At 24.3% G+C, this 16,532-nt stretch carries 18 protein-coding genes and 1 pseudogene; 13 read left to right on the top strand and 6 right to left on the bottom strand.

Translation table 4 applies throughout. The annotated features are described in order from the left end of the window. Positions 1-19 precede the first annotated feature (19 nt). The 7 genes and pseudogenes from AC6I4F_RS09365 to AC6I4F_RS09335 all read left to right on the top strand — a co-directional run bounded on the left by AC6I4F_RS09365 (position 20) and on the right by AC6I4F_RS09335 (position 5,049). Positions 20-217, top strand: coding sequence for an IS3 family transposase (locus AC6I4F_RS09365; protein WP_497873739.1), 198 nt, complete (start codon positions 20-22; stop codon positions 215-217). Between the two features lie 39 nt (positions 218-256). After that, positions 257-1,373: pseudogene (locus AC6I4F_RS09360) on the top strand (IS3 family transposase). A 549-nt stretch (positions 1,374-1,922) separates the two neighbouring features. Continuing rightward, on the top strand, positions 1,923-2,522 hold the full coding sequence (locus AC6I4F_RS09355; RefSeq protein WP_497873738.1) for a deoxynucleoside kinase: 600 nt from the start codon (positions 1,923-1,925) through the stop codon (positions 2,520-2,522). Positions 2,523-2,713: 191 nt separating this feature from the next. Continuing rightward, complete coding sequence (gene rpsF / locus AC6I4F_RS09350) at positions 2,714-3,241, top strand: 30S ribosomal protein S6 (RefSeq protein WP_497873737.1); 528 nt, start codon at positions 2,714-2,716, stop codon at positions 3,239-3,241. Between the two features lie 30 nt (positions 3,242-3,271). Next, complete coding sequence (locus AC6I4F_RS09345) at positions 3,272-3,775, top strand: single-stranded DNA-binding protein (RefSeq protein ID WP_497873736.1); 504 nt, start codon at positions 3,272-3,274, stop codon at positions 3,773-3,775. Between the two features lie 12 nt (positions 3,776-3,787). Further along, on the top strand, positions 3,788-4,018 hold the full coding sequence (gene rpsR, locus AC6I4F_RS09340) for a 30S ribosomal protein S18 (RefSeq protein ID WP_497873735.1): 231 nt from the start codon (positions 3,788-3,790) through the stop codon (positions 4,016-4,018). A 257-nt stretch (positions 4,019-4,275) separates the two neighbouring features. Beyond that, a complete protein-coding gene (locus tag AC6I4F_RS09335; protein ID WP_497873734.1) occupies positions 4,276-5,049 on the top strand; it encodes an IS1595 family transposase in 774 nt (257 codons plus the stop codon). Here the strand turns inward: AC6I4F_RS09335 and AC6I4F_RS09330 are convergent. Next, the gene (locus AC6I4F_RS09330; RefSeq protein WP_497873733.1) at positions 5,027-5,161 is read right to left on the bottom strand and encodes a hypothetical protein; all 135 of its coding nucleotides are present in this window, start codon (positions 5,159-5,161) and stop codon (positions 5,027-5,029) included. The two genes, AC6I4F_RS09335 and AC6I4F_RS09330, sit on opposite strands and share 23 nt — an antisense overlap. 70 nt (positions 5,162-5,231) lie before the next feature. Here AC6I4F_RS09330 and AC6I4F_RS09325 point away from each other — a divergent pair, with 70 nt between their 5' ends. Genes AC6I4F_RS09325 through dnaB form a run of 3 tightly spaced genes read left to right on the top strand, consistent with a single transcriptional unit; the run spans position 5,232 to position 8,979 of the window. Further along, positions 5,232-7,157: a GGDEF domain-containing protein gene (locus AC6I4F_RS09325; RefSeq protein ID WP_497873732.1), complete on the top strand. Its 1,926-nt coding sequence runs from the start codon at positions 5,232-5,234 to the stop codon at positions 7,155-7,157. A gap of 35 nt (positions 7,158-7,192) precedes the next feature. After that, positions 7,193-7,636, top strand: a complete 444-nt coding sequence (rplI, locus tag AC6I4F_RS09320; protein ID WP_497873731.1) for a 50S ribosomal protein L9 — start codon at positions 7,193-7,195, stop codon at positions 7,634-7,636. A gap of 2 nt (positions 7,637-7,638) precedes the next feature. Continuing rightward, positions 7,639-8,979, top strand: a complete 1,341-nt coding sequence (gene dnaB, locus AC6I4F_RS09315) for a replicative DNA helicase (protein ID WP_497873730.1) — start codon at positions 7,639-7,641, stop codon at positions 8,977-8,979. A 74-nt stretch (positions 8,980-9,053) separates the two neighbouring features. Here the strand turns inward: dnaB and AC6I4F_RS09310 are convergent, their stop codons facing one another. From AC6I4F_RS09310 to AC6I4F_RS09300, 3 genes are all read right to left on the bottom strand, one after another. Next, the gene (locus AC6I4F_RS09310) at positions 9,054-9,998 is read right to left on the bottom strand and encodes a hypothetical protein (RefSeq protein WP_497873729.1); all 945 of its coding nucleotides are present in this window, start codon (positions 9,996-9,998) and stop codon (positions 9,054-9,056) included. 122 nt (positions 9,999-10,120) lie between these two features. Next, on the bottom strand, positions 10,121-10,510 hold the full coding sequence (locus AC6I4F_RS09305) for a hypothetical protein (RefSeq protein ID WP_338975671.1): 390 nt from the start codon (positions 10,508-10,510) through the stop codon (positions 10,121-10,123). A 928-nt stretch (positions 10,511-11,438) separates the two neighbouring features. Then, a complete protein-coding gene (locus tag AC6I4F_RS09300; RefSeq protein ID WP_497873728.1) occupies positions 11,439-11,696 on the bottom strand; it encodes a hypothetical protein in 258 nt (85 codons plus the stop codon). Between the two features lie 486 nt (positions 11,697-12,182). On the opposite strand from AC6I4F_RS09300, the gene AC6I4F_RS09295 reads away from it, so the two are divergent. Next, on the top strand, positions 12,183-13,004 hold the full coding sequence (locus tag AC6I4F_RS09295; protein ID WP_497873727.1) for an IS1595 family transposase: 822 nt from the start codon (positions 12,183-12,185) through the stop codon (positions 13,002-13,004). Here AC6I4F_RS09295 and AC6I4F_RS09290 read toward each other — a convergent pair. Continuing rightward, positions 12,982-13,440, bottom strand: a complete 459-nt coding sequence (locus AC6I4F_RS09290) for a hypothetical protein (RefSeq protein WP_497873726.1) — start codon at positions 13,438-13,440, stop codon at positions 12,982-12,984. The two genes, AC6I4F_RS09295 and AC6I4F_RS09290, sit on opposite strands and share 23 nt — an antisense overlap. Continuing rightward, on the bottom strand, positions 13,422-13,736 hold the full coding sequence (locus AC6I4F_RS09285; protein ID WP_497873725.1) for a hypothetical protein: 315 nt from the start codon (positions 13,734-13,736) through the stop codon (positions 13,422-13,424). Before AC6I4F_RS09285 ends, AC6I4F_RS09290 begins: the two co-directional genes overlap by 19 nt. A gap of 312 nt (positions 13,737-14,048) precedes the next feature. Between AC6I4F_RS09285 and rpmE the strand changes: the two genes are divergently transcribed. Then, entirely contained in the window at positions 14,049-14,378 is a 330-nt protein-coding gene (rpmE, locus tag AC6I4F_RS09280; protein WP_497873724.1) for a 50S ribosomal protein L31, read from the top strand. Positions 14,379-14,556: 178 nt separating this feature from the next. Beyond that, the gene (locus AC6I4F_RS09275) at positions 14,557-16,527 is read left to right on the top strand and encodes a hypothetical protein (protein ID WP_497873723.1); all 1,971 of its coding nucleotides are present in this window, start codon (positions 14,557-14,559) and stop codon (positions 16,525-16,527) included. Positions 16,528-16,532 lie beyond the last annotated feature (5 nt).

Genomic DNA, 16,532 nt, shown 5'->3' with positions numbered 1-16,532 from the left:
AGATAAAATTCAAAATAATATGTATGATGAAACTGTTATTAGTGCTTTTAAAGAAAATAAAGAAGCTTATGGAACAAGAAGATTAAAAGTTGTTCTAAAAGAAAAGAAAATTAATTTATCAAGACGAAAAATTAAAAAAATTATGAATAAACATAATTTAATATCAAAATACACTAAATTTGGATGGGTTACACTTTATTGAACACTAATTACGTAGACAAGTGAACAAATTAGTTAAAAAAAAGGAATTATAATTATGGCCAATATTAATTCATATTCAAATGAATTAAAAAAACAAATAGTAATTTTATATCAAAGTGATAAGTCAGTGTCTTGTCTTGCTAAAGAGTACAATGTTACAAGAGCAGCTACTTATAATTGAATTAAGCAATTTACTAATTAAGGCAGTTTTAAAACCAAAGATAACCGTTCTGTTGAAGAAAATGAATTAATTAAATTAAGAAAAGAATTAAGACAATTAAGAATGGAAAATGATATTTTAAAGCAAGCAGCACTAATAATAGGCAGAAAATAGAAATTATTACTAAAAATAAAGTTAAATATAAAATTCGTACAATGTCTCATTTTTTAAAAATATCTAAATCAACATATTATTTTAATTTCAAGAAAAAAGAAGATAAAATTGAAAATAATATGTATGATGAAGCTGTTATTAGTGCTTTTAAAGAAAATAAAGAAGCTTATGGAACAAGAAGATTAAAAGTTGTTCTAAAAGAAAAGAAAATTAATTTATCAAGACGAAAAATTAAAAAAATTATGAATAAACATAATTTAATATCAAAATACACTAAATTATCATACAAAAATTATCATAATAAAGTCAATGATAGTCAAATTACTAATCTTGTTAATAGAGACTTTAATAATAGGCTTAAAAATGAAGTTATTGTTAGTGATTTAACTTATGTTCAAGTTAATGGTAAATGAAACTATATTTGCTTATTAATCGACCTGTACAATCGCGAAATTATGTAGGTACTAAAAAAGATGCATCATTAGTATATCAAGCATTTATGTGCTCAAATCGTTGTTTAAAAAATATTCAAATATTTCATAGCGATTGCGGTAATGAATTTAATAATAAAACTATTGATAAAATTTTATTAGCCTTCAATATTACCTACTCTTTAAGCAAAAAAGGTTGTCCTTATGATAACGCTGTTGCTGAAGCAACTTTCAAAACTTTCAAAACAGAGTTTATTAATGATAAAAATTTTACATCATTAATCCAATTAAAATTAGAATTATTTGATTATATCAATTGATAGAACAACATAAGAATCCACAGCACTCTAAACTACTTAACCCCCATAAAACACCAAGCACAAATGTCTACCAAAAAACAGTCCTAAAAAAAGTTGCCATTCCACATTTTTTAAAAAGTAGTTCTAAATCAAAATCAGCAAAATTATAAATAAAAAATGATGTATACTGTGATTGTAATTTGTATTAATCAAGAATGGAAAGGGAAATAATTCTTGTATATTTAAATTAAATAAGCGGCAAGCAAGTTTGAAAGAAAATATAATAATTAATGTGATTACTGTTTATATTAATGTAATTTAATTTGTAGTTTACTTCTCTTTTATTTTTAAAATTTAGTTTATAACTATATGAATTTGATTTATTTGATAACTCTTTAGGTATTAAAAAGTAGTATTATCGTTATCAATAAATTCTATGTTATGATAAATATAGTTATTAAAGGGTATATAGAATCAAGAAAGTGTATTATCAATAATTTCAAAAAATGTAATTGATATTACGTTAATCTTTGAAAATATAAGCAACGAGTTTTAGTAAAAGTAAAATTTAATTTATTAAATGTTTTTTTATTTGGAGGGAGAAAATTTATATATTAAGATAAATTAATTGTAATCATATATTATGGGAGGCAAAAAATGAAAATTGTATTATCTGGTGTAGTTGGTGTTGGTAAGAGCACTATTAGTAGAAAATTAGCAAAATTATTAAAATATAAAATTATGGACGAGCCAGTTACTAGTAATCCCTATTTAGATGATTTTTATCAAAATCCTTTAGAATATGCTTTTAAAATGCAAGTATTTATGTTGATGGCACGAAGTAAACAATTAAAAGAAGCACAAAATTTTAACAATGTTATTTTTGATCGCAGTATTTTAGAAGATCCTATTTTCGTTGAAGTATTAAAAGTTCAAAACAATATGAATGATAGAGATTATGAAGTGTATTTAAATTTTTATAATAATGTTATTATTTCATCACTTTATTTTGATCCACAAATTAAGCCCGATTTAATTGTCTATTTAAAAGCAAATCTTGAAAACACAATTGAACGCATAAACCTTCGTGGTCGTGAATCAGAAAAACATGTACCTCATGAATACTGAAGTTTATTAAATAAAAAATATGAACAGTGATATGAAAAAGAAAAAAATAACTTCAATTTTTTAGTAATTGACACTAATGATTTAACTCCTAAGGAAATAGTGCAAAAAATAATTGATTATATAAAATAAAATTTATTATTGAAATCAAATTTTTATTTAGTCATTTTTTCTCATATTATATTAATAATTATTGTTATTTTTCCTTTACTTTAAAGGTAATTACGTTATAATATTGTATGAGTCAAATATTTAAAAATCAAACTTAATATATTTACTCCTTGCTCATCAGAGCCATATGCCCAAAAGGAGGTCTTCGAACATTGGAAGATTTAAAACAAAAGCATAATTATGAAATTATGTACATCGTTGATGATCAAAATCAAGAAAAAGCACAATTAATTAAAAAAGAATTTTGTGAAATTTTAACTAAAAATGCTGGAAAAATTACTAAAGAACAAGATTCTATTCGTCAATTTGCTTATCCTATTAACAAAAAAGTTAAGGGTCATTATTTTATTATTGAAGTGCTAACTTCACCAGAAAACATTGCTAACTTTAATCGTGTAGCTTTAAATAAACAAAGACAATTAGACGTAATGCGTTTTTTGGTTATTAATTTAGATAGTGAAAAAATTAATAAGTTTAAACCAAAACGTCAAGTAGAATCTAGTTCTTTCTCTCGACCAACAAGACCAGGAAATCGTCCTTCTTATAATCGTGATGAAAATGGTGAAAGAAAACCAAGACCAATCGCTGGTACTGAATCATCTTATCGTACAAAAAATAATTACCAAAATTCAAAAACAAATACTAATAATAATTCATCGAATACTGAACAAAAAGATTAATAAAATCTAAGTTAAAAGTGAGGATAAAAAATGAATATTGTTACATTAATTGGTAGAATCACTCGTGATTTAAAGTTACATCAAACTTCAACAGGAAAACCTTTTACTTTTTTTACACTTGCAGTTAATAATATTCAAAATCAAGTTGATTATATTTCGTGTGTGGCTTGAAATAAAGTTGCTGAAAATATGACTAATTATTTAGTTAAAGGTTCTTTAATTTCAGTTTCAGGAAGACTGTCAGTAAGAAAATCAACCGATCAAAATGGAAAAGAACTATATATTACTGAAGTGGTTGCACAAACTGTTACTTTTTTAGATAATCGTAAAAAAGATAGTAGTGGTAATAATACTAATATTAATTATTCAAAACCAAGAGATGAGAATAAAATTCATTTAGATGATGCTTTTAAAAGTCCTAATTATAGTACTGATATTGCCTTTACTAATACTAATCAGTTTCAAGAAAAAGAAGCTGCTATTCAAAATATAGAATTTGATGAAGAAGATATCATTTGAGATTTAAATAATTAAAGGAGGATAATTATGAACACTGGTAAACCAAGAAATTTTACAAGAAGAAAAACTTGTTTTATTACTAAAAATAATATTACTTATATTGATTATAAAGATATTGAATTACTAAGTAAATTTATGGGTAATAATAACAAAATTTTGCCAGCAAGAACAACAGGTAATAATCCAAAGTATCAACGTTTAATTGCTAAAAATATAAAACGTGCCCAAATCATGGGATTATTAAGATATTCAAGATAAAAAAATTGAGTAAGTTTACAAATCTTACTCAATTTTTATTTATTTTTTTATCTTAAAAATATTTTAATTTTAAATAATAGTTTAAAATTAAAATAAAAAGACCTTAATAGTATTATAATACATAAAAGATAATGGCTGTTTTTAATATTAGTGTTATAGTATAATTAATAATGGAAATTATCCCCACATGTACTAGTGTGGAGGAAAAAATGAATTAAAATGAATTCAATAGCATATTTCAAAATGAAAACGATTGTTTGAAATATATAGCGAAGTTGAAAGTAATGAAATGTATCAGGTGTGCTTCTTCTAGTTTGAATGTTTCTGATTTGAGAAGAATGAGATGTTTGAAATGTAATCAAACATTTAGCATTCTCACAGGCACCATTTTTCACAAGTCACAAACACCTTTGACATCTTGGTTTTATCTCATCTTTAGATGAATAAACACAAAGCATGGTATACCATCAACAGATGTTGCAAGGGAATTGGGTGTGACATATAAAACGACTTGAAGAATGGGTCATGAAATCAGAACTAGAATTTGGAATCAAGATGCAGGGTTCATTGATGATGGCACAGCACAGATGAATGAAATGTATCTTTCACATGTAGGTTTTATTCAACAAGGAAAATCCTTGTTGAATAAAACCTTGATTGTTGGAGTTTATGAGAAAACCAGCAACAAACTAATTGTGAAAGTATTGAAAAAAGCAGATGAGAAAAACCTTTTATGATTTGCATTGAAACACATTTCTACTGGTTGTTGTCTGTTTACGGATTCTTGGAAGGGATATGGAAGTTTCAAAAACTTCTATCACAAACATGAAATCGTAAATCATGAAGTTTGGTATGTGTCATCAACAGGTGTAAACACAAACCAGATTGAATCTGCATGAAAACACATCCGACGAACTTTCCGAACACACATAAAAGTTTCAAAACACAATATTCATTTATATGCAAAAGAAGCTGCATATAAATTCAATAAGATACCTAGTTTTGAAACTATAATTTTGTGTTTGATTTAGATACATGTGGAGATAATTTCCTAGATAGGCTTTTCTCAGCATTTATGTGATAAAATTTAAAAATAGTATATAAAGGGATAAAAGCCTTAATAATATTAGAAGGAAGTGACAAAGTGTTCAAATCGTTAAGAAATTATCATTTAATAATGATTGTTTGATTAGTAATTGAAATTTTAATTGGCTTGACTTATTTTATTGTTAATATTGAGACAGCAGAACAAGTGGTCACTATTACTGTAATTTTAAGTTTAGTTTTAGGTAATTTTATTATTGTTTGTCTTTATATTTTTTTATTTAGTTTATGAATTCGTCATCGTTATATTAACACAGCTGAAATCATAAAATTAAATAATGCACAAGCTTTAACTTTTGGTAGTGTTGGTATGATTGTTTTAGATAGTGATTTATCAATTATGTGAGTAAGTGAATTTTTAGAAGATAAAGGTTTAGGTAGATTAATTGGAAAATCAATTGTTAAACTATCAAGAGATTTAGAACAATTAATTAGTAATAATATTACTCAAATTACACTTAAAATTGAAGATATGCTTTATGATGCTATTTATTTAGTACAAACTAGAACAATTTTGTTACAAGAAACAACTAAATATCATTTCTTATATAATAAATTACAGCAAGAAAAATTAGTTTTTGGTGTAATTAGTATTGATAATTTTTATAATTCTTTACAAAAATTAAGAGTTGAGAATCAAATTCGTGTTGAAGCATTTATTAAAACTGAATTAAATGATTTTGCTAATAATTATTCAGGTTTATTATTAGGTAATATTGAAGATAGTTACAATATTTTACTTTATCAAAATGAATTTAATAAAGCAAGAAATGATAACTTTCCACTTATTAAAAATATTCGAGAAGGTGTTAAAAAATTTAAAGCAGATATTACGTTATCTGCTGGTTTCTCTTATGGTAATGCTATTAGTAAAGATCTATATGATTTGGCTATTGAAAGTAAAGAGTTAGCAGTTTATCGTGGTGGTGATCAAGTAGTTATTCGTGAATTTGGTGGTAATACAGTTTTTATTGGAGGTACTATTGAAGCAAAACAATCAGAATCTAAAATTAATATTAGAATGTTTGCACAATCATTATATAATGAAATAAAATTAGCAGAAAACATTTTAGTTATGGGACATGCGGCTGCTGATTTTGATAGTATTTCTTCAGGAACAGCTATTATTGAAATTGCTAAAAGTTTAAATAAAAGTGCTCATTATGTTATTAATCAAAATGAAGTTGATGAAAAAACATTAAAAATTCTTCATGAACTTGTTCCTGAAAGTTATATTAGTCGTAATTTTATTACAGGTAAACAAGCACTTAAATTTCTTCATTCAAATACTTTATTAATTGTTGTTGATACTCATAATCCGCAACGCGTTGATAGTCCTGATTTATTAAGTAAAGCTGTAAAAATTATTGTTATTGATCATCATCGTGTTTCTGATGAATCAATTAGTAGCACCATTACTTCTTATATTGATGCAGGAACCTCTTCAACAGCTGAAGCAATGACAGAAATTATTTATTATAATGATTTTAATAATATTGAATCAGAATTTTTATGAAATATAATGTTTGCAGGTATTTTAATTGATACTAATAATTTCCAAGTAAGAACAACAAGAAGAACTTTTGAAGCCTGTGGATTATTAACTGATTGAGGCGCTTCTCCTTCTAAAGTTAAAGGATTATTGAAAAATAGTTTAAATGAACTAATTGATAAATTTGCTTTAATTAGTCACGCCCAAGAAATTAAAAAAGGATTTTTAGTTGCTGTTGGTGATGAAAACTTAGAAGTACATACTTCATATTTAGCCCAAATTTCAGAAATGTTGTTAGACTTACGTGATTGTAAAGCATCATTTACTATTGCTTATGATCGTCAAGGACGTGCCTGTTTATCAGCACGAAGCAACGGTGAAATAAATGTTCAAATTATTTGTGAAAACTTAGGTGGTGGTGGTCACTTTAGTGCTGCTGCTGTCCAAAGTAGTAAATTGGGAATTAGAGCATTGTATGATGAATTGGTAAAACTAATTGAAAGTGGCGTATATCAAAGTGAAAGTTCTACTACTGAAAGGTAATAAAAATTATTAAAATAGAAAGTGAGATGTTTACAATGAAAGTTGTACTTTTAACGGATGTTAAAAATTATGGTAAAAAAGGTGAAGTTGTTAATGTTAGTGATGGTTATGGTAAAAATTATTTATTACCTAGAAAATTAGCTGTAATTGCTACATCAGAAGCATTAAAAATTAATCAAAAAGTAATTGAAAATAAAAAAATACAACGAGAAATGGAATTAGAAGATTTACAAAAAATTAAAGAACAATTAGCTTTAATTACTTTACAATTTAAATTAAAAAGTAATAATGGTAAAGTTTCTGGTGCTATTTCTTCAAAAAAAATTTGTGAACAACTAGTGCAAAAATATAACATTAAAATTGATAAACATAAATTTGTTAAATTTAATCATATTAATGAATTAGGTATAACTAACATTAATATTAAATTAGATGTTACAATTATTGCACAATTAAAGGTTGAAGTTTTAGGAGAATAATTATGTCTAACAATGGTCAATATATAAATAATGCAGAAGTTAATGTTTTAAGTGCGATGATTCAATCATCACCAGCATGTGAAAGTGCATTAAATTTATTGGCACCACATGACTTTACAATTAATTCTAATCAAATTATTTTTAAAACAATTACCAATCTTTATAAAAATAATTCTGGTATTGATGTAACAACTATTGCCGAAGAATTAGTTAAGCAAAATAATTTGGATAAAATTGGTGGAATTGAATATTTATCTTCTTTAGTGGCTCAATATATTACTGATGCTAATTTAAAAGAACACATTGATATTTTGATTGAAAGAACTACTAAACGACAATTAGAAAATGCTTTAAAAAATATTGGTAAAGAGTTACAAAGTGAAAAGTCAATTAATGAAGTTTTAATTGCTGCTGAAGCTCAAATTGTACAAGTAAGTAATGAACGTAATCATGAAGAGATGTTGCCAATTAGTGAACACATTGATGATGTGGTAACTAAAATTGAACAACTACAAAAATCAACAGTTAATATTACTGGTACAAGTTCAGGTATTAACAATTTGGATATGATTACTAGTGGTTTTCAACGAGGTGACTTAATTATTTTAGCAGCTAGACCTTCAATGGGTAAAACCGCTTTAGCACTTAATTTTGCTTTAAATGCTGCTAATGAACAATATAATAAAAACGATGTTGTTGTTATTTTTTCATTAGAAATGCCAAAAGATCAATTAATTACAAGAATGATTTCTTGTCAAGGACATTTTGATGCTAATCGTTTACGTAATAAGTCTAAATTTACACAGGCTGATTGAAATCGTATTAGTGCTACTGCTGAGCAATTGAAACAAAAAAGAATTATTATTGATGATACACCTGGTTTAAGAGTTTTAGAGTTGCAAATTAAATTAAGAAAATTAAGTCGTGAAAATAGCATTAAGTTAGTAATTATTGATTATTTACAGTTATTAACTGGTAGAGATAGTGAATCACGTCAACAAGAAGTTTCAAATATTTCTCGTAGTTTAAAAATTTTGGCAAGAGAATTAAGAGTACCAATTGTTTGTTTATCACAATTATCAAGAATGGTGGAGAGACGTGAAGAAAAACGTCCTTTAATGTCTGATTTACGTGAGTCAGGGGCTATTGAACAAGATGCTGATGTAATTATGTTTTTATATCGTGATGATTATTATAAGGAAAAAAATAGCGAAGAACCAACTAGTTCACAAGAAAGTAATCTTGCTGAAATTCTTATTTCTAAACATCGAAACGGCCCGACAGGAAAAGTAGTAACTGTTTTTATTCCAAAATGAGGTAAGTTTGAAAATTATACAGGATAAAAATAATAAAAAACCTAAAATTAAATTTTAGGTTTTTTTAAAAGAAGTTAATAAATTAAATTAATTAGTTTTTATTATCCTTCTGGATTTAAACTTTTAAATAGTTTTCCTTTATTATCACTAATTTTAGTTCCAGCGTAAACAATACCATTGGCATTTAATAAACTATGTACTTCACCACCACTGCTACTTCAACTAAAAATACCAATTGCTACTGTATAGACAACTTTAAATAATCTTCTTTTACCATCAGTAGTTCTTGTTCCAACAAAGATTGTATTATTATCATTAACTAGACTTAAAACTTCACCATTAGTATCTTTTCAGTTAGTTACTACTGTATTTTTACCATCTTCTTTAACTTTATATAAATATTCTTGATCATCACCAGTTTTGGTTCCAATATAAATATTTTCGTTTGTTGAATTAGTTAAACTATAAATTTCACCATTGTTTAGATTTCGTTTTGATAATATTGTTATTGTGTCATCTTTTGTAATTTTAATTAACTTTCCTGTATATACATTATCAACGGGTGTTGTTTTAGTTCCAACATAAATTGTGCCATTGACATTTAGTAAACCACGAACTTCACCATTAGTATCTTTTCAATCAGATAGTGCTGTTATTGTATCATCATCAGTAATTTTAAATAAATTATTTTTGCCATCGCCAGTTTTTGTTCCAACATAGATCGTATCATTAACATTTAATAAACTTTGAACTTTACCATTACTTTCTTTTCAATTTGTTAAAGTTGTTGTTTTGTCTTCTTTTGTAATTTTAAATAAATTACCTTTGTCATCACCAGTTTTGGTTCCTGCATAAATAATATTTTTATTATTAACTAAGCTTTGAATTTCACTATTATTTTCTTTTCAATTTGTTATTTCTTGAAAATTACTTGTTATATTACTTATACATGCAGTGACATTGCTTTTTGTTGCTGCTGTAAATCCTAAAACACCTACAATTGATAGTATACTTTTTAAATTTTTTATAAAATACCCCTTTTTCAAACTTTAACCTCTTTTATAAAATAATTTTACATTATTTCAAAAATAAAATAGTATTTATAATACTTTTGAGTGTTATTTATGAAGTTAATGCAAGTATTTTAGAAAGATATTAAATTAGAAATCTATATTAAATTTTTTTGATTAATATATGAAGTATTTACAAAAGGTTCATTTAATAAATCATTAATTTCTTCGATATTTATGATTTTTTCTGTAGTTATTTCTTGAATTTTATTTCAACTTAAACTTAAAAAATTATTTATTTCAGTATCATTTAATTTTAAAATTTTGCTTATTATTTCCAAAATATTATTTGTTATTTTAACAGTTTTTTTAATTTTTTTATAATATAGTGAAACATCAGCTAGTAATTCTAAGTTACTATAAAATTTATTTTCTTCTTTTTTTGAATTTATAAGTTTTACTAAGAATTCTTTGATTTGATCATTTTTATATTGTTTTTCTAAAATTAATTTAACTTCTAAGTCACATTTTTCATCTTCATCATTCATTGTTATATTGTCCCTTTTTCATTATTATAATTAATAAATTTAGCTTAAATATGCACTATTTATTTGAAGTTTAAAGTGTGCTCCTTCTACAGCATTTTTTGATTCTTCTTTTAAATGAATAGATAAATATATATTGCCATTATTACTATATCAAAAAAATGCTTGAGCATAGATATGAATAAAAACTAAAGGAGTAAGTCAACTGCCATAATAATACATAAATTCTATATTTCAAATTTTGTTTTTTTTCATCATTTGTGTTGTTTGATGTGTTAATTTTTGCTGTATTAACTGATAATTTAGGTCCTGTAATTTGATATGGTAAATTATGTCATATACAGTTTTTATATGTGGCAGTTTCAACTTTAATAATTGATTTATCATCAAAATTTAACAATTGATACTTTTTAATAAATGATTGTCAATTTAAATGATATTTTTTTCAAGACATTATATTGATATTGTCTACAATATTGCCTTCATATTGAGAACTTGTGCCATTAAATCATTCTTCATTTTCGTACAAAGGTTTTGATTTGTGAGGGTTGTTATCAAAAAAAGTCACAAGCGTTAATGTTAATAGTAGTTAATGCACTAAATGTTAAACAACTTAAAATATTTAATATTTTTTTCATTTTAGACCTCTTTAAAATTTTTAAAATTATGGTGACATATTCAAATATATCATTTATTTATTATAATATTTTTACATCTTTTTTGAGTGTATAAAAGGTAATCTATTTTATTTCATTTCAAGGATATATGAAATTATATATGTATAAAATTAATAATGTCACTACCTTATAATTTCTCCAAACACTACTATAAATGAATTAATGAAGTAAAATATTAAATATTTTTCCAATTTTTAAAATTAGTTAGTTGCGTAATATGTCTAAAGTTTTAAAGTATCTAAGATTTATATTTTTTATAATTTATTACTAAAACTTTGACCTTTACTTGTTGAAACTTTGCTATTTTCTTGATTAATAAATTCTATATCTGTTTTATTTCATTGTGAATAAAATGGTATTTCTTTTCATAATATTTTACTTAAAATAGTTTCAGTAAAATTTATAGATGCATTATTTCAATCTTCTGCTACTGTTATTGATTTTTTAAGAATTTCTTCAACTACTTTTGTATATTCTTTAATAATTTTTAATTTCAATGAATCATTTTTCAAACACAAATCAATTATTTTATCACTAAAGTTTTCATAAGCATTTGCTTCAGATTTTAAATTTGGATAGAAAATTAATAATGTCTTAAATTCAAATAATTCATATTTAAAAAAGTCTTCAAATTTTTATTTATTCATGCAAGTCCACATGCTAGCCACTATTTTGAACAACTGTGTTGTGGTTCACTTTTTTAATTCCTTAACACGTGTTGATAATAGTATTAAAGAAAGTTATTAAAAATTTTAAAATTTTACAATTACAAAAAAAGACAAGATTATTTCTTGTCTTTTTCCTTAATAAGTTTGAGAATAATTTTTTAAATGTATCTTTTTTAAAATACGTCGAATATAAATTTAAATTTAAAAGTTAAAGAGAGTAATTTTGTCTAATTTTCATTATTTTTCAAATAATTCATTTTTGGAAATAAGTTACTAATATAAGAATAAATTATGGAAATTATCCCCACATGTACTAGTGTATAGGAAAAAATGAATTGAAATGAATTCAATAGCATATTTCAAAATGAAAACGATTGTTTGAAATATATAGCGAAGTTGAAAGTAATGAAATGTATCAGGTGTGCTTCTTCTAGTTTGAATGTTTCTGATTTGAGAAGAATAAGATGTTTGAAATGTCATCAAACATTTAGTATTCTTCATGACACCATTTTTCACAAGTCACAAACACCTTTGACATCTTGGTTTTATCTCATCTTTAGATGAATAAACACAAAGCATGGTATACCATCAACAGATGTTGCAAGGGAATTGGGTGTGACATATAAAACAGCTTGAAGAATGGGTCATGAAATCAGAACTAGAATTTGGAATCAAGATGCAGGGTTCATTGATGATGGCACAGCACAGATGGATGAAATGTATCTTTCACATGTAGGTTTTATTCAACAAGGATCTTCCTTGTTGAATAAAACCTTGATTGTTGGAGTTTATGAGAAAACCAGCAACAAACTAATTGTGAAAGTATTGAAAAAAGCAGATGAGAAAAACCTTTTATGATTTGCATTGAAACACATTTCTACTGGTTGTTGTCTATTTACGGATTCTTGGAAGGGATATGGAAGTTTCAAAAACTTCTATCACAAACATGAAATTGTAAATCATGAAGTTGGGTATGTGTCATCAACAGGTGTAAACACAAACCAGATTGAATCTGCATGAAAACACATCCGACGAACTTTCCGAACACACATAAAAGTTTCAAAACACAATATTCATTTATATGCAAAAGAAGCTGCATATAAATTCAATAAGATACCTAGTTTTGAAACTATAATTTTGTGTTTGATTTAGATACATGCGGGGATAATTTCCTAGATAGGCTTTTATCTCCATTTATGTGATAAAATTTAAAAATAGTACATAAAGGGATAAAAGCCTTAAATTTAATTAAATTTGATTTTATACTTCTTCCTTTAAATCATATCGAGTTAATATAAGAATACTTAATTGCAATTATTAAGGAAAAATCATTTTTTAAAAATTTAGGTTCATTTTCTAAAATAGGTAAAACTGAATCAATATTTTCAAAATATCATTTTTCATTAATTAAAAAATGATTAAAAGTAAATAAATCATCCCTATCTATTATTAATGGAGATTTTAAAGTATTATCAATATATTCATAAACTTCACTTTCTAAATCAGATTTTAAAGTTTTTATTTTAGGATTATTTTTTTTATCTACTGCTTTTTCTCCTAACTTAAACGTTAATAAAATATTTGTCATTCTTTTTTTAAAAAAATAAAATAAGAATTAATTGTTGGAAAAGTATCCAAAATTTTGTCATTAGAATAATGTTTTTTATATATTTTTTCTGCTTGTGTATGAATATTTTTAAATTCAAAAGAACTTTTATTTTTCTTATTACTAGTAATACCTATAGTAAAACTATTTCCAGTAATTATATTTCTCTTCGATTCATTTTTGATAAATTTTTCTATTGTAGAAAATTTAATTTTTTTTAAATTTTCTTGTTCTTTAAAATACATTTCGGCTAATACTTTAGCCCCATAAACTCCCATATTATTAACCTTTTCTTAAATTATTTTAAAATATACTTTAATTATATTTTAAAAATATAATTTTTAAACTTTTAAAGGAGGTTTTATTCATATAAAAACAATTTTTAAGTTTTAAATTTCAATAAAATATATAATTTAAAAAAAATAAAATTCATGATATCTAGTTAATTGAATTAGAACACATTTTTACAACACAATCTACCAAAATAAAAACTCTATCTATCATTAATATTTATTTGCTTTTTTATATTGTTAATGATATTATTTTTAAGTACTTTTTATTAATAGTAATTTTATAAGTGAGGTAAAACCATGGCAAAAGCAAGCATCCATCCAGAGTATTTTCAAACTAAAGTAACATGTATAACATGTAGCAATAATTTTATAAGTGGTTCAACTAAGGGTAAAGAAATCCGTGTTGATACATGTTCAAGTTGTCATCCATTTTATACTGGAAAACAATCATTTGTTTCAGCAAAAGGAAGAGTTGAACGCTTTAATACAAAAGCAAGTAAACAAGTTGAAACAAAAACAAAAACTGTTGAAATAAACAAAGCAAAACCACAAAATACTAAAACTATTGTATTAGAAACAGCAAAAGATGTTCTAAAACTAAGTGATACTAAACAAGTTAAAAAATAATTTTAATTAAACTAGAAACTAATCATAGTTTCTTTTTTTTATACTCTAAAAATAAAATTATTTACAGACATATTTAACATTAATTAAGTTAAAATATTGTATGTATACAACCCAATAAATATAGAATATAATTTTAATAGTATATGAAATAAAAAACTTTAAGGTAGGGAATGGTTTTATGGAAAAATCATCTGATTTTAATAAATTTGTAATAAGTAAAGGTATTAGATATAATACTGAGCAAACTAGTAACTTTAATTTTAGTATTATTAATTTATCCGTTGAAAAAGCTGTAAAAGATTTAAGTTTTGAAGGAAAATATCCTAGTTGCTTGGCAATTTTTAGTAATGATGAAGATAATATTGAAAAATTAATTAATTCTCTAGCAGGTTCTTCTGCTATTATGGAGGGTAAAATTTTAATTGATGATATTGATGTTACTTATAATAGTATTGGTTTTGAACGAAAAATGGCTTATGTTAGTATGCATTTACAGAGTTGAAATAAATTATTTAGTATTCAACGTAGCTTAGCAAGAACAGCAATTACTAATAAACCTTTTTTACAAGAAATAAGTAATATTAATCAAAAAATTAAGACTGATATTGAAAACTTAAAAAATACAGGTTTAAATTTAGACAGTGGTTATTTTAAAGAAAAATTAATTAATATTATTAAAAATTTTATTAATGAGACACAAAGCACTCGTAATAATTTTATTAAAGAATATCAATATCAAATTAATCATTTTCATAAAAACTTTGCTCAAGAGAAATTTAATTTTGCTGGAAGTGAAAAATTAACAGATATTCTAATTAAAAAATTCACTGCCGAAGAAAAAAATATTATTGCAAATAATAACTTGTTATTTTTACAATCTTTGCAAGATCGTATTTCTAGTTTGGAAAGTTTAGTGGGACCATGTTTTTGTAGATGTAATCCACCAAAAGAAAGAAAATGAGAGTTTCAACTACGAGAAATTAGTTTTGTTATTAAAGAAATAAATAATTATTTAAATAGAGAGATTAGTACTACTAGAAGTGAAATTAGAACTACATTAAAAACTTGTAATAATCATAATCAAAATTTTAATAGTGAACTTAATCATTTAGTTTCATATCAACAAATTAAATGTACTCGTAGTCAAATTGATCAAATTTTAGACCAGTGAATTGACTTAGCAGAAGTACAAAGAATTAAATTTAATATGAAACAAGATTTTGTGGCAATGCAACTTTTACCAGATGAAATGCATTTACTTTTAAAAAATATTAAAGATAAAATTAAAATTTATCATGATAAAATTTTAAAAAATCCACAGTTACAAGATAAAGAAACATATCAACAACAATTACAAACTTTATATTCACAGTTAATTGATGTCCGTGATTTAATTAGTGAAAATATTGTTATGATATTTAAACATTTAGATCTAAGTCATTTATTGTCATTACGTTTAACACAATTAACAATAGTAGAGCGACAAATAATAAAAATCATTCAACAATTAATTGTGCCTACTAAAATTTTAATTTTACATAACCCATTTGAACTTTTAAATGTTGATAATAAAGAACAATTAGCAAATTGAATTAAAAAATTACAAAAATTTTTGAAAATAATTATAATTTTTACAACCAATAATCAAGTTGATATTAATTTATTAGCAACTAATGTTACTGTTATTGAAAATGAAATAATTATTCAACAAGGAAATGTTAGTGAAATCACTGATAAACCATTATCTTTAAATTTATTAAAAGAAATAAATGAACAGCATATTAATATCGCAAAGGGAGAATGAAATGCTCATAATTTATATTTTTATAATGTAAATTTAGGTAAGTTTGGTGCTAAAACCACTTCTACTATTGCTTTTAAATCAAATGCCATTTTGTTTAGTGCAAAGAAACCACGATTTACTTTTTTAAAAAATTCAATTATTATTAATGGTGTTATTAAAAATATTACTAAAGTTAATGATAAAAAAGCATATTTATTGGTTGAAACTACTAAATCAGAACAATTTGAAGTTTTAACCAATAATAATGATAATTTAGAAGTGGGAACCGTTGGTTGAATTATTATTACTAAAAATTCAATTTTTGTTTTTGATGATGAAACAAAACAATTAATTGGTACATGATAGAAAGG

The sequence above is a fragment of the Spiroplasma ixodetis genome, assembly GCF_059729505.1.
The sequence above is the reverse complement of the archived record's forward strand: the minus strand, read 5'-3'. Positions and strand labels throughout refer to the sequence as shown.